The organism is Bacteroidales bacterium (assembly GCA_031275285.1).
Classification (GTDB): Bacteria; Bacteroidota; Bacteroidia; order Bacteroidales; family UBA4181; genus JAIRLS01.
In genome coordinates, this window is sequence record JAISOY010000204.1 from 56,050 (window position 1) to 76,391 (window position 20,342).

Sequence of the window (20,342 nt, forward strand, 5' to 3'; positions counted from 1 at the left end):
ATCAAGTGGATTACATTCAGAAAATATGACATTAATTGTTTTATATTACTTAGTATTACTAAAATGATTAACCTCTTGTTATTTTTTCTTAGCACATGACCCAAAAATCATTATATCGACTTACACCCTTGCAATTTTTGTCATGTATGATGCATTTTTTACTGACAATAAACACCTCATCACTATCAATGGATGTGTTGATATTAATTGCTTACTATCAGGCTTTTATATTTTGTGGTGAAAATAATATGCTTTGATTTTTCTCCCAATTCAAAACGAATCGTTTTTTCGGCGCCCGGATCAAGTTCAAAATGGTGCTGTTCCTCCGAACAGACGCCATCCTCATACATGTAAACCTTACCCGTATCGGTCATATTGCCTTTATTTTTTACAATAACGGATACGCTCTTCGTTTTATTGATCAGGTTTTCCTCCATTCCCGAACAGGTAATATCAAAATCGGCTGCAAAAACTGCGGTATAATTTATCGTCGCGCTAACGCCATCGGACGTTTTCAAAAAGCCGACGCTGTCTTTTATCCTGTCGCCGGCTTTGTACGAAGGACTTTTCCCGCCAACCATGATCTTAAATTCACCCGGTTCAACCACACGGTCCATCTTGTCGTTCAATAACGAAAGCTGATACGGCAGCAGTTTAAACGTCACTTCTTTTGTTTCGCCGGGCGCCAGGGAAACTCTTTCAAAATCTTTCAGTTCCATAACGCGTGTTTTTACGCTGGCATACATGTCGGTAACATAAAGCTGTACCACTTCATCTCCTTCACGGTTCCCCGTATTAGAAACTTTAACCCGGACAGCGACACTGCCGTCGGAATGTATATCGGTTTTGAGATCGGAATAATTGAAATGGGTATAGCTTAACCCGTAGCCGAACGGATAAAGCGGATAAAATTCCATATCCGAATATTCGTACCTGCGGCCTGATGTTTTGAAATTGTAATAATGCGGCAATTGTCCTACATGGCGCGGAAAAGTCATGGGCAGGCGTCCGGCAGGATTATAGTCGCCGAAAAGGACGTCAGCCGTCGCAAATCCACCTTCCTGCCCGGGCAGCCAGTTTACCAGGATCGCTTGGCAATGTTCTGCTGCATAAGAAATATTGAAAGGGCGTCCGGCCTGTAGAATCAATATTACCGGTTTCCCGGTTGCACAGATAGTTTCCAGTAATTTTTGCTGGTTTCCCGGAAGTATCAGTGTCGCATAATCATGGTTTTCGCCTGAAGTCCGCACAATTCCCTTTTTTGTTTCGCTTGCACTGCAATCGCCTAAAACCATTACAACTATATCCGATTGAAGAGCAGCTTTCTTTGCTCCTTCAAGGTTGAGATTCTCTTCACCGGTAAATTCACAACCTTTTTCATAAATCACTTTCGTTTGAGGCGAAACGGCTCCTTTTATCCCGGTCAATACCGATTTTAACTGGCCTTCCTGAAGTTTTGGCGTATAGTCTCCCGGTTGGAGATCATCCGCACCCGGGCCTATTACTGCTATTGTTTTCAAAGATCTGGACAAAGGAAGAACCTGTTCTTTATTTTCCAGCAAAACAATGGATTCCCGGGCTACCCTGCGGGCTACTTCCCTGTGTTCGGGGGATTGCCAGCCCGGATATATTTTATTCCAATCCAATGATTTGGATGGGTTATGTTCAAAAAGGCCATTTCTGAACATGGTCCGTAATAATGTACGGCATGTGAAATCCAGGTGTTTCATATTGATCCTTCCGTCCCCGGCGGCGGCGATTACCTCTTTGTTATTGTATGTGTTTCCGCAGTTAGTGGCGATACCAGCCGCTAAGGCTTGATTGGCAGCTTCTATTAAATTTTCTGCCGTATAATGTTTGCGCGAAGTCAGGTTTCCGATAGCGCCGCAATCACTGACGATGAATCCGTCAAATCCCCATTCTTCACGTAAGATACCGTTTAACAATTCCGTGCTTTTTGCAACCGGTATGCCTAAATAATCGGAATAAGACATCATGAGCGATTGACAATCATAATTTTTAATCACATGACGAAAAGGAACCAGATGAATTTCACGGATTTCCCGTTCCGACAAACCTATATCGTGTGAATCCCGTCCGCCTAAAGGCGCGCCGTGAATGGCAAAGTGTTTGGGAGTAGTCATTAATCCTTTGGATTGGTAACCTTTGATCCATGCGCCACCGATCAAAGAAACCAAGACCGGATCTTCCCCGAAAGTTTCTTCGCAACGTCCCCAACGAGCATCCTGTGCCACATCCAATACGGGTGACCATGCCTGTATAGCTCCCGCTGCAAGGGTTTCATCCCCTATAACTCGTGCTGTTTCTTCGGCCAGTTTCTTGTTCCATGAGGCGCCTAATGCAATGGCTTGCGGAAAAATAGTCGCTCCACTGCCGTATGAAAAACCATGGATCGCTTCTACTTTTTTAATATCGGGTATACCTAAATGCGGTATTCCGGGAATACCCCATCCTTCGCGAACCAGTTCCATCTTATCATCCGGTGTCATAGCTGAAAGCAGTAATTCAACCCTTTCTTCTACAGGAAGATTAGCGTTCATCCAAGGCTTATCTTTTAACTCTGTCGAAACCGTTTTTTTCGTATCGGCATAAGCAAATGCTATTTCATTTACAACAAGCCGTTTTTTCAATGTATTTCCCTTGAAATCGACCCTCACGTGTGCTCCGTATTTCGGTGAAAATGTCAGGATGAATTTTTGATTTCCTTTGACATCATACTTTACAGCATCACCAAGATTCATCGGGTCATAGGTGATATAAATGTTGAGCAATTTTTGCAGGTCGTCTTTGGAAATACCGGAGGCGTCCAATTGTATTTCCTTTATGTCGCCGGGTGTCTGTAGTGTGAACATAAGGAACTGATCGGTTTTCAGATCATCCGGATTAAGTTCCCAGCCTGTACGGGAATCATTGTCCAATAACTGTGTGCCTTTTTCAACATTGACGGATGCTGAGACTGATGTTACGCCTTTTTTCTGTGAAAAAACGACAGAACATACAGTTACCAAGCAAACAACCGTGATGAGTATTTTCTTATTCATGAGTGTTATTATTCTATTATTATTTCTTTATGGTATACATTTTACTTGATGTAATTACTGTGCGGTCATCCTCTGCCGAAACAAAATAATCTGCCTGACTTTTCACTGCTTTTTCCGGAATAGTTACATGATAAATATTGCCTGACACCGGTTGGGCTTTTATTTCGATCCATTCTCTTTCCTGCCATTTTCCAGAAGCCGGCATTCCACTATAATATAATTTTACGGAGTTTATCTTAATACTTTCAGGAGCATTTACCTGTATGGTTACCTTTTGATTTCCGTTCTTTTGTTTTTCATTTTTAGAAACAGATACTTGTGCAAATGGGCTTCCTATTCCTTTCAGGTGATAGTCGAGATATAACTGCTGCATCAGTTTTCCCTGTGCTAATTGTCTATGATTCAGGTTTGCTCTCCATACGAGGTTTTTTGATCCGCGAATGGCATTTAACGTCGCTTCGACGGCCGGAGGCCAGAAAAAAGTATCATTAGATGCTGCTTCGATAAAATATGCTGCTCGCATATTCTTGGCCCTACGTCCTGCATCCAGATATTTCAGCCATGTTTTTCTATCCTTTTCGGAAAGCGCATCCAACCATTTTATCCAAAAGGAACCTTTTTCATAATATCCGCAACCATAGACGGAATAAGCGGCTTTGATCTTATTTCCCAGTAAGCCGGCCAATATTGTTGTGGAATATCCTCCCCAAGAAAACCCGGTAATACCGATACGGGAAATATTCACTTCCGGCATAGTTCTTAAATAATTGATTGCTTCAATTCCAGCCACTTCCGCATCTACAAGCGTGCTGCCCCGTACCTGTTCACTCACATCTATCCGGGCTTCTTCCATGCCTTTTTCCTTTTCCTTAATTTTCCATGGGCCTCTGGAATAAGGCGTCTTGTCAATTCCGCATAATCCCGGAAGATCAATAGCCATGGTAACATATCCGCGTCCGGCATATTCCCGTACCAGGTGATACATATCTTCCGCCCGGCTTCCACCGCCATGCAGAAATAAGATTGCCGGATAAACTCCGTCTCCGGAAGGAACGGCCATAATGGAATAAACTTCGTTGGTATGATTACGTGAATCGAATATAAACTTACGAATTACGATTTCCGATGATCCTTCCGTTATCATCTCTTCACTGATTACCTGTTTTATGGCCGGTATGCTGTTCTGGTATTCTGCAAACGGGTCTTTTCCTGCATAAAGCTGTATAAGGCCGATTTGCAGTATGATACATAAAGCAAGTTTTTTTATTTTATTTCGGTTCATTGATATTATTTTATCTGGTATTTGAACTTTATCTCCCTATGAGTATCTTTTGTTTTACAATAATATTTTTCCCTTCCTGCAACAAGACAATATAAATACCTGACGGAAGGCTACCTACGGGGATACCGTTTCCTGAAAAATTACCTGTCAGCACATTCTGTCCGGCAGTATTATATATTTTTATCCGTGTGCCGGACGATATTTGTTCGTATCCGGAAATATGGAGTGTTCCTTGGTTCAGATACATATACGCCGGTACATCAGTTTCCGGATGAACGGCTGATAATGGCGGATCGCCATCATCACCACCATTGTCATCTTTCACGTAAGCCAGGTAAAACTCATGGATGCTCCAGTGTTGTGTTTTTCCGCTACCGGTTTGCACCACTCTTACATAGCGCGATGTTACCGTAGGGGTATTTATGATGATGACAGAAGACGGTTGTGTTCCTGTTGCGATAGAAGTACCCCAGTCGCGCCCGTTATCGGAAACATACACAGCGTAAGCGCTCGGCCAGTCGTTCGGGCTCATGGAAGCATCCATGATTACCGTATTAAAGGTAACAGGTTGCTGTGTATCTACGGCAAACCATTGTCCCGGGGTTACCTGCGACCCGGGAGTCCACCTTGTTGCAGGCATTGCATCAATGGCAGAAGATGCAGTGCTACTGTTGGCGCTCCCTATAGCAATCCATCCTGTACGGGGTAATGTCGTATTTGGCTGTAAAACGGGTGCTGTGTTAATGTTGTTCCACCATGAGCGGTACCCGGACGGGGAAGATAATGCCACTATAGACGATTCTACCGATACCTGCCCGTTTTTTCCGGCAGATACGAAACTGGTGGCATTTACATCGGAAGTAGATATGTAAACGGAAGCATCGCCGGTAATTTCCAGAAATCTTTCAGTCCCGTGTTGTGCGAAATGGGGTAATACCAGATTAACCGTTCCGCCTCCGAAAACTCCGGCATACTTGGCGCTTCCCCAATAATCGGAACTGAACAGATAAACTTCTCCGTTAAAACCGGGAGCTGTCTCGATAAACTTTGTATCTGCATATACATCCCTTGCTACGGATACAACTTGAGTATTGATCAGGTCGAAACCCTTATCCGGATCCAAACCTTCGAAACAAAGGGAACGAAGCGAAGCATCCAACCCTAATCCCATTGAAATACCGGAGGGTGCAGTCCCGTTTTTCCCAAAAGTAACTCCTTTATGGGAAGCATAATGAAAGTTGTTGTATAATATTTGATCATGACAATCTTCCAATATCAAAAATTCGAGTTCGCTCCAATTTTGATTGTACACCGCATCTTTGACAACCTGATCGTTCTCGGAATTGGGCCATGCGCCAAATTTCGGATTTTCATATCCATTGGCCATTACCAATGTGTTGAATTGGAAGTTGCTGATGATTCCGTTAGTAGAGTTGCCTCCGATACGGATGGCATTTTTGAAAACATGTCCTGCATAATAATCCACATAATGATTATCGCATTTATAAGTAAAAAGGTCTATGCCATGGTAGGTTGCACGAACGCCGACATTGACGATATAGACATCCGATCCGGTTGCCTGTATGCAATACGGGTATTTAGGCAATGTGGCGGGATCCAAAGTCAATGATGACTTTTGTTCGGGATAATTAAATGTTATCCCCCGGATACCGCTTCCTGATGATAATTTAAGAAAGGGGTCGCCATTCGGTTCGTTTTTTCCGGCATACACCTCAATAATGCTCCCTTGTCCCTTTGGAACCGAGGCCAAATCGGATGCTCCTTTTATTTCTACTCCGGAGGGAACGGTAAGATTTCCGTTTACCCTGTACTTTCCGGGTGGGAGGAAAACAATGCCGCCTCCTTCGTTTCCGGCTTTATCCAATGCGTCCTGTATAGCTTCTGTATTGTCGGAAACGGCATCGGCAACGCCTCCGAATTCGGCATCGGTAACCACATACAGGTTACTTCTTGCCGGTTTTGTCACCTTTGGCCTTATTTCCGGAAATTCGGGAAGCGGTTTGATGGATACCGGCTGGTGATCTATAGCACATTTAAATAGCGACTGGTCTTTTATTTCCACAGGTTGTGAAAAACGATTTCCGGTAAGAATCATCCGTGCGCTGGCGCCTGTTGTAACCTGCGGCGGGTCGTTATTGAAGTCGCCGTCTACCGATACATAAATTCCTCCGTGAATATTCACTTCTCCGCTATGGATTTTACACTGCTGGGTCATTAGTTTGGTGGAGGCTTCACCGCTAATTGTTATTGCATCCTGTTTTGCCGAGATTTCGCAATCGTAGAACTGGGCAGTAGATCCGGCGCCTTCTCCCACTACGATTCCCTGCTCACAGTCTGTGATTCTTACATGTGTAAACATAATTCCCGCATTGGCTATCGCATCGATATGAATAGCTTCGGTACAGTTCTTAAAAGTCATATGATAGTTATGACCGTTGGGGTTTCCTGCCGTAACGGTTTCGGACGGGGATGTCCCTGTGTAAAATCCGGTATGGTAACCTTCCACGTTGAGGTGGCAGGTATATGACCAGTCATTACGTCTCATAACAAATCCTGTTGCATTTTCCTTGATATACCGGCTGTGCGCTCCTTCTTTTGCGGGGGCGCCGGGAAGACCCGAAGCCGCCCAGTAATCAGGGGAGAAGTCGATCCAGTCGAAGCGGCCCACGTCAGCGATATTGTCGATTTCAATTCCTCGCGACAAAGGGGTACCGTAGAGGTTGAAAATGTTGGGGCAACCGCCGCCATTATATCGGGAAACGACTACTCCCGAATAAGAATTAACTAAAGTTACATTTCTGACATTACAATAATCATTACCCCAGTATCCTCTTTTCCCGTAAAGTACGGACGGCGGATAGGGGGTGATATTTCCGGGTTGTTGCTCAGGATACCAGATCGCCACATTGTAAAGACCGGTAGAGGATTCCATGGTGATGAAAGCGTTTAATTCATCTTCGGAACCTCTTCCTGTGTATACCATTAAAATAGTACCCGTAATGGGGGCATCCTTTTTGGGTTGTTTCCAATCGCCTCTTAAAACAACCCCTTTAGGTATCAACAACTTACCATCTACTTTATATTTTCCGGCAGAAAGGTATAGCGTACCTCCGCCGGCGTTCCCTAATCTGTTTAGTAATTCCTGGATACCCGCCTGCGAATTAGCCGTTCCGGTTTTATCGATAGAAGCATGGTCGGCATCCGTATAGGCTGCAACACAAATATCTTCAGAATCATACGCAGATTCTATACTTCTCCATTGCGCTCCGGTTTGTGAAAAACAAGAAATATGAATCAAGAAGAGAACAAGTAAAAAAAACAATTGATTACTTATATCCTTTTTTTTCCGGGTATACTTATCCATGGTTATTCAAATTTTCGCGAATCATTATTTACTTAAGCAAACGGGTAATATCAAAATAATCCCGTTTATTTTTTACATCTCTAGTGCCAGGTGTCAGGATAATATTGGCCTTTCTGATGGATGCACTGTTCACTTCTTCGGCATTTGTTTTTCCTTCGGAGTTTAAAATAATCCTCGGGCTTCCCAGGTCACTCATGCGGATAATATTTCCATCAGATAAACCGTCAACCGCAACATCAACTAATGCGTACTGCACGAATATCGGCACCGCTGACCATGCATATTTTTTCAATAGATCTTGTTAATCCGTTAAGATCAAGTTCCCCGTTCATTACCGGACCGGCATAATATTTCTTTTCTCCACCACCGGCAACTCCTGGTTGTCCTTTAGCAATCACTTTAAATTTTATAGGCATAACAATGATGATTTTTAAATTTTAACTGCATAATCTTGATCGGGAAGCAAAAGTATGGATGCAACAAATAATCAATGACCCTAAGAAAATCTGTTGCATCCGTTTACTTCAACTCAACCTCAATTAATTAAATATCATCGCCATAAAAGGTTACTTCACCTATGTTAATACAGTTGCTTGTATCCCAGTTCGGAAATTTAACCACCAACCTTATGTAACGTACCTTTTTACCCACGTCGGGTAAGCTAAAATCAAAGCCATTGGTCCAAACACTGTTATCCGCATCATTCCTTTGACCATGTGGTAAGCCGGATGGTTTTTCGGCTTCAAAATCGCCTAATTTTACCCAATCCTCCTGCCAGTTATAAATACCTGGTTCAGGTTCAGAAGCAACAAATTTATTAGTCACACATCGCGACTCCACCTTACTCAACTTATCGGTATAGTTTGCATCATTTGCGACATAGTTGTTGGGGTCTTTCTGGATAACGTAAGTTGTGCGGTAATATTTCTCAAATGCTGCCTGATCGCCCCCAAAATCATCAATCGTTTTAGGAATATCGGTCGCCCATACTTCGAAGAAACGAGGACTATGTCCTGTAAATGAGCCATTGTCGACCCTTGCCTGATATACAAGTCTGGTCAAGGTAGCTTCGGTACCGATTTCAAAAGTGAATTTATGGGGGAACTGCCAGATGGGGTTGGCATCTCCGGATTTATCGTTTGTATGTAATATACCTCTGAATCCGTTTACTGCATCGTTCCTTGCATTATTATCCCAAAGCTGCCGGATATCGCGATTATCTCCTATTGGCCATGTATTGGCCCATGCGTTAATATTATCGCCTGGTTGCGGGGATGTATTATCGCCGGGTTTAAATGCGTCTTTAAACCTAGCCTTATCAAGGAGTCTTTCGAATTTGGGCATGGTGTAATACCTTCCGATCGACTGGAAGGTTTCCATTCCGTTTTCGGGAAGATGAACACCGTATATCTCTACTTCATCTCCGGTATCCAATCCCTCCAAATAAGTTTTTTCTTCATCGTTAGGAACTTCAACCTTTACAGTCTCTCCGTTCGTATTCACATATTCTACAACAGAATACTCCAAAGTGCCCGATGGGGCCAATTCCCAGTCAATCATCATTTGGCCTGTTTCAAGTTTGGAAATCGACTTAAAGTTCCGGTTACGCAAATTTTCTACATATATATTGCCCAAGGCTGATCCCGAAATTTCAACGGTTTTTGAAGTATTCCCCGAGCTGTCGAAAATTTGAAATATAAATATATATTCGGCTTCCGGCAGGTCGTACAAAACGTGGTTCATCCACATTTCACCGTCAGTAGTACGTTCTACAGGAATAGTAGCGCTCTTTTTTACCATTGCGCCGTCTTCAGGTTCTTCCCAACTGATAACGACCTTATTTATACGCGGGTCGGCATTGATTTTCCATTTAAAGCCGACTTTGTTGAGTCCCGACTCTACGGATATCGAGTCGGTAGCTCCAATGTATATATCGATGCCCCGGTCGAGGTATTTTTCGTGCAGACTGTTCATGTCGTCGCACGAAACCATGATAAGTGCAAAACATGCCGCTGCCATTATCATCTTTATAATAATACGATGTATTGTCTTCATATTTATTCAATTTATGTGTAATTAAACTGTGAAGTTATGGTCTGTCGTCGCCAAATACGGATATTTCCGCGACGTGCAATGTTAAGGTTTTTCCCCAGGTTTCGTGAACTTCAAATCGAATGTATTTTACTTTCGGTACATTCTGGTCAAATTCAAATTCGAATCCGGCAATAGCTGCTGCGATATCTTCAGCCGTATTTGTTCCCATTGCACTTCCCGAAGGCTTAATTATTTCGCACTCCGCCAGCAAATTCCAGTCGGCTTTCCATTCGTTGGTAGCATATCTGGGGTCTGCGCGATCCCATTTCAATTCATCGGTACCCCATATGGCAAACTTCCGCATGTTGTGCTGCGCATAGTGGTAATCACCCGCGCGGCCCCATATCATAATCCGCGTCAGTTGCGTTGTTTGTCCGAGGTTAACGGTGAAACGCTGCGGTTCGACCGAGAAGTCATCCGAAGAATGCCATATCGCATCGTCATTATCACTAATATCGTCCCAGATTTTATCCAATGTCCTGCCGGTACCCCTGATGTTGATGTCTTCGCCGTCTAAGTATACCGTACGGAACAGGGACTTATCAAGTTTGATTTCATACAAAGGCGTTCTTTCAAAGAAAACCGTATCCGATTCGTTTTCGAACTTATCAACAATACTGAGGGCAAACCGGCGCGGGTCGGTGTTGAATCCGCGTATGTATTTTTCACCGGTGGGCAACGACGTATAAAGCAGACTATTAAGCTCCAGCACGCCATTGTCGTTGTCCGCCAAAAACGAGATGCCCGCCATTTCTTTTGCCGGATTTTCCCATGAAACTTTTACGCCGCCGAATGCCGGTTCCACCATAAACGATTTCAGGATAGCATCCATAGGCGGTTCTAAAGGAGTGAAGGTTTCAACATGCGGAATCGACTCGACTTCACTATTGTTTACCAGTGTAAGTGTGAGTTCTATCGGAACAACTGCGCCTATCCCGTCAACGACGAGCTTGTTTTGGTAAACAGATGCCCTTACCGTACGTTTTTTACCATTGTATTCGAATGTGCCTTTTACGTACGAGATGTCTTCTTCGTCAGGTAATGTATAGGTTACGCTTGCCCCGCCGTTCGTCGGGGTTATCACCACATTTGCTAACGGCGAAGGAGGCGTACCGTTGGTAGGGGTTTGCCCTATCGGTGGTTCGGAACACGACATGATGAATGCGGAAAACATCAAAAATACAGCCGTATTTAAAATATATCGTTTCATATTTGTACTATTAATTTTTACTTTCATTGTGATTGTATTTATGATTACCAGCCGGGGTTTTGAACAAGATTTCCGTTAATGGTCAGCGAATTAAGGCTAATGGGCCACAGGTAATCCTTGTAAGTGAACTTACGGTTATTGAAATATACGGTGGTCAGGTAATATGTATTGGGGTTCGCACCGGTATAGTCCCATCCGCGCACCGGCTGGTTGCAATACGCTTCGGCATCCAACCAGCGCCGAAGGTCGAACATACGCTGCCCCTCGAAGGCGAGCTCAATAAGGCGTTCGCGTTTGATGATTTCGCGCATACCGGCCTTTGTGGTCGGTTTATCCTGTACGCTGGACCATCTCCACGATTCAAGTACTCCATTCAACCCTACATGGGTTCTTATTTTGTCAACCCATTCGTACACTTCGGCGTCGGGTTGGCTTTTCGATTCATTTAACGCTTCAGCATACAGCAAATACAGGTCGGCTAAGCGGATAATAGGTATTGAATACCGGGGAGGATTGGGGGTAGTGGCTCCACCCGTCATCGCCGTGTTAGGCGCCGGAATCCTTATGCTTACCATTTTCTTGATGAAATATCCGGTTACGATGTAGTGGTCCTGTAATCTCCGTCCGTGTGTTTCGCCTACCCTGTTTTTGATCACGATGGTTTTATCTTCATCCACAGTGGTCAGTTCGTAAAGTCCCCTGTCAAAACCCAGGTTCGCATAAAAGCGCGGCTCCCTGAAATAATTCAGTTTCGCAGTTGTTTCGCCATCTGCAATGTAGAACTTGTGCCCTTTTCCCAAAACAGCCGTATCGTTAACCTGTATATCGTACCGGTTACTGTAATCCCAGTAAGGATCTTCGTCAATAGGGAGACCGTTTTGGGTGTAAAACATTTCGGCCATTTTCATGGTGGCGCTTATCCTGGCCACCGACCCGCCATCGGTAGGATATAAAGCCGGTGTCTGGACAGTTTGAAATTCCTGGTTTCCAAAGGTTGCCGCCCAAATCACGCCGTTGTTATAATTGGAGAAACTTTCGCTAACAGCACCTCTTATCGTAAATTTCAGAATGGTAGTATCAGACAAGGTGCTGAATCCGGGATAAAATTCGAATAAAGCGTGTCCGGCCATATGGCAGGTGTCTATAGCGTTTTTTATCGCCGCTGCCGCTCTTTGCCATCTTGCCTGAATTGCCGCATCGCTGTTGTCGCTTGTAATCAGTTGAACGCCTCTTTTGTCTTTGAAGTCGCGATAGTATGTATAACTTCCGTTAAAAATCGGGCTTGCCGCCCACACCAGCGCTTTTGCCCTCAAAGCAACGGCTGCTGCTTTGGTAAGGCGTCCGTCTTCTGAGGTCGCATCCTCTATCTTTAAAGGCAGGTCGTCGCATTTAACGGCATCGTTTAATGTACTTACAATGTAATTTACCACATCATCGACCGGAGAACGGAACACTTTCACTTCATCGGGTGAAGCGCTAACATCTATGTTTTTGTCTACAATCGGAATAGGGCCATATAGGGTCATCAGGTAAAAGTGAAAATATGCCTTCAATATTTTTACTTCGGCTTTCCATCTTTCCTTTTCCCAAGTAGGCATATTCGGAACATTGTCAATACTTTCGAGGAAAATATTACAGTCGCGTATTCCTATCCACATATTTTTTCCGCCGTTTCCGCCATCCCAATAATTTTGGAGCGGGCTCGAAATATTTTGTAATCCCCTGGCAATCTTCTGCCCGTTTCCATTATCGTCCCAGCCTCCACCCTGGGTGGGGCACCAATACATATCGTCACCGCCCACAAAGCCGGGATAATCCCTTATGCTTTGCATGTTGGGCAGATAATTGTAACAACCGGCAAAAAACCTTTCAGCATTCGTACGGTTCGTAAAAGCATTTTCCAGTGTGGCAACGCCATCTGGCACCACAGCCAGATAATCTTCACAGTTGGTTAGCAGGCCAATGCTTGCGAAAAATATGATTATTCTTATTTTCATATCATTTTATTTTTAAAATTCGATATTCAGACCAATATTATATACCCTTTGCAAAGGATACGCTAATCCGTTGCCCGCCATTTCCGGATCCCACATTTTGAAAGCCGAAATAACGGCAAGGTTGCTGCCGGAAACATATATGCGCAAGCTCTGTATCCATAGCTTATTAGTTAATTTGGAGGGTAACGTATAACCTATTTCAGCGGTTTTGAGCCTCAGGAACGACCCGCTGCGCATGAACCATGTGCTTGTCTGGGTATTATTTGAGAGCGTATTTTCCGACAGCCGCGGCCACAACGCGTAAATATCCCTGTTGTCTTCCGACCAGTAGCTGTCGGCATAATCCTGCAACATGGCGCGGTTGGTTTGCCAGTCAGGCACTCCGGTTTGGGTTGTGTTGTCATTTACGAACGGGGCTGTTGCCGACGGGTTAATCCAGAAAGACGAGCGTGCCGATCCCTGGAAAAAGCATGAAAAGTCAAATCCTTTATAGCCTGCCGATATTCCGAAACCGTATATTATTTCCGGATCGGTCGGGAATCCGATAGGCACCTGGTCGTTAGCGTCTATTCGCCCGTCGCGGCTGATGTCCTTATATTTAATGTCGCCAGCGCCATATTCGCCGAAGGTTTGTAACGGCGCGTTGGCTACTTCTTCTTCATCAACGAACAAACGTTCGGCCACCAATCCGTAGGTTTGCGATAACTTATTTCCTACGCGGCTCCGCCATGGGGCCAAAAGATAGTCGGGTTCTTCATATACATCGTATTCACCTACTGCATAGGTGAAAGTACCTCTGATTACCGCCCATAAGTCGGGAGTAAACGACTTATTATAGTCTACCGATACCTCAACGCCGTTACTTTTAGCCTTGCCTATATTTGCCCTCAGGTTATCGAGATTTTGTATTCCCATTGTGCTTGGCAGGTCGGAACGGGTTTGCAGAATATTTTTCCGTTTTTCCCTGAAATAGTCCACTTGTATTTCCAGGCTATTCCAAAGATTCAATTCCAGCCCGAAATTGCTTTTCCGGCTGATTTCCCATGTAATACCCGGGTCGGCGTAACGGCTTATCGATATCCCATTTATCGAAACGTACGGATTCCCGAAAGAATAGCCCCTGTTGTTATCATTCATGTTCACTTCCGACATATAGAAGAACCGGTCTTCGTTGCGACCTATAGCGTCATTACCCACCAAACCGTAAGTCGCTTTTAATTTCAACATGGAAATTACCTTCTTGTAAGATTCCATAAACCCTTCGTTAGAAATAATCCAACCAGCTCCAACGGATGGGAAGAAACCCCAGCGATGGCTGGAATGAAATCGTTCCGAGCCGTTATATCCAAAATTGCCTTCAATAAAGTAACGGTCATCATAACTGTATGTAAAGCGTCCGGCAAGGCTAAGGTTACGTGACGGCAGCGCCAGTTGAAGGTTGTCGGTACCGCCGTCTTTCTTTTCGCGAACGGTATATACCATCAACCCCGATACCGTGTGTTTTTCGGCAAACGTATTGTTGTACATCAAAGCGCCTTCGAAATACAATGTGTTTTCCAGGCTTCTTGAAGAATCCAGAAATTGTAAGTAATCCTTTCCGTCTTCGTTGATCTGGTTCAGGATATAGAGGCTTTGGTCTGCCGTTTCGGCCAAAGAATAGAAGAATGGCGTTATCGCCCGCCGGATAGGTACTCTTGAATAGCGGTTAACATTAAACAAAGCCCTTGCCGACAAGCCTTTGAGCAGAAAGTCGAAATCCTGTTTCAACTCAAATTGCGCATACATGGTCGAACGGTCTTCGCTTTTGTAACCTTTTGTCATTTCGGTATAGGGATTCAAATAACCGCCGGAAGGGTAATTTCCGTAAAGTACATGTTTTGCGAACTTATTTGCTTCATCCGGTTCGTAATAAGGCTGGAAATAAACCGGGTTGGCATTGATTGCTTTTTTATACAGGTCGGTTCCGCCGTCTAACGGTCCCTGGTAATCGTCAAACGAGCCGCTTAACCTGACAATAATTTCCGTCGATTTGGTTATGTTGACATTTACATTCGAGCGCAGGGAATATTTACGGATATCAATATTATTGCTGAAGCTGTTTCGTGAGTCATTCTTTATGATACCCTGATCTTTAGCATACGCTGCAGCAATATAATAACGGGCGACGGTACCTCCTCCACTCACATTGAGGTTATAACGCTGGTTGAAGGTTCGTTTGTCAAAAAGCAGATCCTGCCAGTCATTTGCAGGGTAACGAACCGGATCAATTCCACTTTCACCTTTAAGTGCCCTTTCTGTATATGAAATCTTACTTTGGCTGTAAGGCAGTGGCGAACCTGGTGTACGGGTAATCACCGCTTCGTTGTGCAATTTCATATAATTAACCGGGTCGACTAAATCAACATTTCGTGTCGGTTGGGAAAAAGAACCTTCCAATCGGAGTTGCACCTTTGCTTTTCCTTCACGTCCTTCCTTCGTACTCACCAGGATAACGCCGTTTGCACCACGTGATCCATAAAGCGCCGTTGCATTGGCGTCTTTCATAATAGAAAAAGCCGCAATATCGTCAGTGGTCAATCGCGAAAGATCCTCTGTAGTCATTTCCACGCCATCAATCAGTATGAGCGGATCCTTCTTTCCTGTACCGAAAGTAGTCACCCCGCGGATGAAAAAATCGGCATTATCCTGCCCCGGTTCGCCTGTACGCTGATAGGATATCAACCCTGCAATACGTCCGGCAAAAGCTGTGGTAAGATTACTGGAAGGTACTTTCAATTCCGCTGGAGTAACAGTACTGATTGAAGCGATCACACTCTCCTTTTTTTGCTTGGCAAAAGCTACAACCGTAACTTCATCCAGTTCATTGGGTTTGGGTTTGAGCTGTACATCTATCTTTCTCTGGGATCCGACAGGAATCATTACTGTTTCATAGCCAACAAAAGTTATTTCCAGTTTATCAGAAGGTTGGACGGATATTGAATAAGTACCGTCCAAATCGGTAGAGACCCCGCGGGTACTTCCTTCTACCCTTATACTGGCGCCCGGCATCGGTTCTCCGGATTCGTCGGTAATTATTCCCGTAACGGCTATGTTTTGCGCATATACGGAAAACATGCAGGCACACAAAACACATACGGCAAGTATCAACTTCCGCATTGTATTTTCATAATTTCTTTTTTTGTTCATATTAACATTTATTTTTAATTTTAAATAGTTTTATTGTTCGTTAAAGAATCATAGCATTCTCCGATCAATTTCATCAACAAATTATGATTAACATTCTATCTTATTGTTTTTTCATAGGCAAAAAGCTTAAGTGAATAATTACAGCCATACGGCTACAAAGACCTTTTGTAATATTTTCAATATTTTGCAGTTTCAAACACTACCGTGCGTATAATTATACCATATAATACATAGTAATACCACATTTTTCGGATGAAAACAGAGATAATAATGTATTAAAATCACCGGCCATAATGAACTGTTTTTTTTTTGATTATATCGATTTTGCTTTGTAAAATAAACGTTATGCAATTAGCAGTACGATTAAAATTTCGATTAATTTTCTTCTTTTTTATAAAAAAGATCGGTTTTTTTCAAAAACCGGTTATTCCACCATTATTTTTCTGACAATTGTTTCGTTGCCTTTACGCAACAATAGTATATACAACCCCGGGGCAAACTTTCCCGTACGGATGATATCTCCCGATAGAGGCGTAGAAAGGATCAAACGCCCAGGCGTAAGCCATCGATATGGTTCCTGTAATTGCGCTTCCTTCCGATGGTTCTTTCCAGTCGCCACGCAAAGTAACACCCTTAAGGATCAGTAACTTTCCGTCGACTTTATAGTGTCCTTCCGAAAAAAATAATACACCGCCGCCCAACTCTCCCAATTTGGTCAACAGAGCCTGAATACCTGCATAAGAATTTCCGACGCCTGTTTTATCAATACCCGGGTGACCGGCGTCAGTATAAGTCGAAACGACCACGCCTTCGGACAAGTAGTGCGAATCAATCAATTTCCACTGTATTTCGAATTGCGAAAAAACAGGAAATACAATAAAAGAGAAAAGCAATATAAACACACGTTTCATTGGCACATTTTTTAGTCATACAATTTTCCGGATCTTAATCAGATCAGAAGAACTTTGAATTTGTGCAAATAAAACAGGGACTGCATAATAAAGCTATTAATAATTCGATTAATCAATAAAATTTTATGATTGAATCTATCGAATCATTGCCAACTCTTGCAGATTATTTTATCAAATCATCAAAGATTAAATGGGATTTTGTAGCAAGCAGACTTTCATAATCAGTCGTAAATTTATTAAATGCCTGTAAAGCCTGGTTTTTTCGCCCCATTTTGAATAGCGCATAAGATTTTATGGAAATAGCGTCTTCGTCAATATGGTCATGAAGTAAAATTACGTCCGCTATTTTTAACAACAGGTTCAAATCCTTTTTCACTTCTTCGTTTTTAGCGCACTGAAGCATCAATCCTATCAACGAGTCGGAATATTTCGTTTGATATGGTTCCAACCACTCATATTGAACATAAGTCAAAAGTTTACCCGTTAATGCCAGATCGACCAATTCATTCAAAGCGTTTTTATTGAATGCTGTATCGCTTTTTTTTAGCACGTTTATCAAACGTAAAACCCTTTCATAGTCGCAGAAAACATTTTCTAAACCCTGAATAGTTTGATTAATTCCGTCATTGATTACTTTTAATTCTTCAAATGTTTTTAGAATAGAACGCAATTTGTTGATGTACACATTCCGGTTGTTACGTGCGCTGTTATCATCTTTATCAAACCACAGTATATTTTTTAATTCCTGAGAAGTTATTCCTTTACCGTTTTTTATAGTAGTCATTAGCAAGAGAAGAAATAACTGGGTAGTTGTTTGCGTAACGGTACTTGTTATATCGCATCCTGCACTGTCAATTATTTTGAAATTTCCCAATAAATATATTGATGCGGGTTTATTCCGCTCATTGTCTACCAATGATTCTGTTGGGGTTATTTCGATTGTTTTTTCAGGAAACGCATCGGCAATTTCTACTCTCTTTCTCTTCGATAAATAATAAATAAACCCTGCAAATAACAACAAGACAGGAATTAGCCAATGCCAATAACGAAACAAAAAGGAATTCTCTTTTTCAATCTTTTGTAAAACATCCTGTTCTAATAACGGCGGGTAAGCAATGGAATATATTTCAACTTTCGGACCTGTTGTAATGTAAGCAATTAGTTGAGATTCCTTCTCATCCAGAAAGAGAGTCGTCCAGGATTCAATGTCTAAAAAGCTATAAGGAATGGAGTCGTTATAGAAAAAGTAATTGGCATTATCTATATTAAACCGTCCTAAACGAAGATTCGTATTATGATGTACGCGATTATATGTCAACGTGTAGAAGCAGTTAGAATCTTTGTCAAAAATCAAAGACTGACAGGGAACAAAATGTGTTTCAGGAGTCGGAAATGTTAATATTTTTTGAAAGGAAAAATCATTCAGGTCAAAATAAAACAAATCATAATAAAATTTAGGTGATAATTCCTGACGACCCGTTTTATTTCCGAAACCGCCAAAAACAATAGCTTGCTGATCGTTTATTAAAGTGGCTCCGCTTAAATAACGAGGTTCGATCTGATCACTCCTGTCAATTTTCTCCCACAATTTCAAGTTCTTGTTGTAATGGTGTACTTCGCCTGAATATATATAATGGCCATAACCCAATATACTAATAATCGAACTATCAATTGGCGAGATAAACCTGTTTTGGTGAGCATGCCGGGATGGTACAGTTCGTTCTCCCGGTTCAGACCATTCTTTAGTTTCAAAATCAAAATAATTTATTTTATCTATATCAAAATCATAAGACCATATCTGATCGAAGTATTCATTATAAATAATTTGCCGTTCATGCTCATCATCATATAGCCTGTTCTTAAGATATGAAATCGTATCCACATCCCCGTTTTTCAGATCAATACAAAACATCTCCCTGTCATTTACAAAGAATAATCTTCGATTTTTCCGGTCATGTGTACTACCCATCAAATTGTTCACATCGAATTCCTTTATCTTTTTCCATTTCACATGCTTGTCAATGATCCATACCGGATTGTATACCTCGGCTTCGGCATTTTCAATTTCATCATAGACTTTATTGTAAAGATGTTCTGACAATTTCCAATATTTGCAAAGTTTTCCATTATTAAGTATCCGGATATTCCTTAAAGACATGGGGCAAACATCTGCACTCACAAAATGACTGTGGCGTATAGCACCGAATATGAGGTTAAAAAGATGTGTATTTAAAACTTCCGGTAGTTGCACATTCTGTTTAATGCCATTAATTGATAATGATATTTCTGACGTAGTAGTCTGAATATCAACTTGAATATGTATCCATTGATCATAATCGACATCAGGTAATTGTTCTTTCTTGAAAGAAATAAGAGTTTGTTCTTTATAAACCAGCCAGAAATTAGATATGGAAGAAGCCAGGTTTGAAATTAGGTCAATATTTACATCATCATCGCCCAATAATCTGAAAACATATCCATAAAAACCATCATCCTGTCTGAAATTCGCTTCAAACTCAATTGTAAATTTATCAGAAAGATTAAACGGTGTATGCGGCGTTAAATTTAAAGATGTGCGTTTGTCTTGAATTACTTCATGAGCAGAAAAAAATAAACCGGATTGCAATCCATTAGAGCCAAATGCTTCAAATGAAAACAAAAAAACTAATAAACAAAATATTATTTTGTTCTGCTCCACTATTCCAAATTTTAGGAGCAAAAATAGTAAATAAATCAGTAGTCAAAAATTATTCAGCTCAATATCTATCTCTTCGATAAGTGTCTATAAATGGGTATAGTCCATATTGCATAACTGTTATATGTTGAACCTTTAAAAGGAATGGTAGATAAAAATCGTTTTGTCTGCGAGTATTAAAGGATTCCGAATAATTATAATTCATAGTGTAATCCTTCAACAAACGAAATATCCGCCTTTGCTGAAAATGCAAAAACAATCTGTTTTCAATATCTATGTCATCAACATAATTACTACACTCAATCTGAATTGGTTTGCGAAAAATTGAAAGTATTACAGTTCAAATAAGAGCATTTTAACGTAAGTTTCGACCCAAGCGATCATTTTAACTTTATCCAAATCCACAATTTCCAGATTTAAAGAGGACTTTTTAGGTTGAAAGTTATAAGCAATGAATTGCCGATGACAACTTGTACACAGGAAATTTTGCTTCTTATAGCTTTTCTTACCGTTTTTCTTT

At 42.0% G+C, this 20,342-nt stretch carries 9 protein-coding genes and 1 pseudogene; all 10 read right to left on the bottom strand.

Translation table 11 applies throughout. The features are described 5' to 3' along the window. Nucleotides 1–203 precede the first annotated feature (203 nt). Complete coding sequence (locus LBQ60_20245; protein ID MDR2040257.1) at nt 204–3,062, bottom strand: glycoside hydrolase family 3 C-terminal domain-containing protein; 2,859 nt, start codon at nt 3,060–3,062, stop codon at nt 204–206. A gap of 19 nt (nt 3,063–3,081) precedes the next feature. Then, entirely contained in the window at nt 3,082–4,344 is a 1,263-nt protein-coding gene (locus tag LBQ60_20250) for an alpha/beta fold hydrolase (GenBank protein MDR2040258.1), read from the bottom strand. 28 nt (nt 4,345–4,372) lie between these two features. Further along, nucleotides 4,373–7,729, bottom strand: a complete 3,357-nt coding sequence (locus tag LBQ60_20255) for a discoidin domain-containing protein (protein MDR2040259.1) — start codon at nt 7,727–7,729, stop codon at nt 4,373–4,375. Nucleotides 7,730–7,757: 28 nt separating this feature from the next. Continuing rightward, nucleotides 7,758–8,145, bottom strand: a pseudogene (locus tag LBQ60_20260) (hypothetical protein). A 127-nt stretch (nt 8,146–8,272) separates the two neighbouring features. After that, the gene (locus LBQ60_20265) at nt 8,273–9,784 is read right to left on the bottom strand and encodes a hypothetical protein (GenBank protein MDR2040260.1); all 1,512 of its coding nucleotides are present in this window, start codon (nt 9,782–9,784) and stop codon (nt 8,273–8,275) included. A 34-nt stretch (nt 9,785–9,818) separates the two neighbouring features. Further along, nucleotides 9,819–11,033, bottom strand: coding sequence for a DUF4959 domain-containing protein (locus LBQ60_20270; protein MDR2040261.1), 1,215 nt, complete (start codon nt 11,031–11,033; stop codon nt 9,819–9,821). A 44-nt stretch (nt 11,034–11,077) separates the two neighbouring features. Further along, entirely contained in the window at nt 11,078–13,030 is a 1,953-nt protein-coding gene (locus tag LBQ60_20275; protein MDR2040262.1) for a RagB/SusD family nutrient uptake outer membrane protein, read from the bottom strand. A 12-nt stretch (nt 13,031–13,042) separates the two neighbouring features. Then, entirely contained in the window at nt 13,043–16,216 is a 3,174-nt protein-coding gene (locus LBQ60_20280; protein ID MDR2040263.1) for a TonB-dependent receptor, read from the bottom strand. A gap of 464 nt (nt 16,217–16,680) precedes the next feature. Continuing rightward, entirely contained in the window at nt 16,681–17,127 is a 447-nt protein-coding gene (locus LBQ60_20285) for a glycoside hydrolase family 55 protein (GenBank protein MDR2040264.1), read from the bottom strand. Between the two features lie 163 nt (nt 17,128–17,290). Beyond that, entirely contained in the window at nt 17,291–19,786 is a 2,496-nt protein-coding gene (locus tag LBQ60_20290) for a hypothetical protein (GenBank protein ID MDR2040265.1), read from the bottom strand. Nucleotides 19,787–20,342: the final 556 nt, after the last annotated feature.

Excerpts from the sequence above, each read along its gene's own strand:
- LBQ60_20245 (MDR2040257.1), bottom strand. The coding sequence starts at position 3,062 with ATGAATAAGAAAATACTCATCACGGTTGTTTGCTTGGTAACTGTATGT.
- LBQ60_20250 (MDR2040258.1), bottom strand. The coding sequence starts at position 4,344 with ATGAACCGAAATAAAATAAAAAAACTTGCTTTATGTATCATACTGCAA.
- LBQ60_20255 (MDR2040259.1), bottom strand. The coding sequence starts at position 7,729 with ATGGATAAGTATACCCGGAAAAAAAAGGATATAAGTAATCAATTGTTT.
- LBQ60_20265 (MDR2040260.1), bottom strand. The coding sequence starts at position 9,784 with ATGAAGACAATACATCGTATTATTATAAAGATGATAATGGCAGCGGCA.
- LBQ60_20270 (MDR2040261.1), bottom strand. The coding sequence starts at position 11,033 with ATGAAACGATATATTTTAAATACGGCTGTATTTTTGATGTTTTCCGCA.
- LBQ60_20275 (MDR2040262.1), bottom strand. The coding sequence starts at position 13,030 with ATGAAAATAAGAATAATCATATTTTTCGCAAGCATTGGCCTGCTAACC.
- LBQ60_20280 (MDR2040263.1), bottom strand. The coding sequence starts at position 16,216 with ATGAACAAAAAAAGAAATTATGAAAATACAATGCGGAAGTTGATACTT.
- LBQ60_20285 (MDR2040264.1), bottom strand. The coding sequence starts at position 17,127 with ATGAAACGTGTGTTTATATTGCTTTTCTCTTTTATTGTATTTCCTGTT.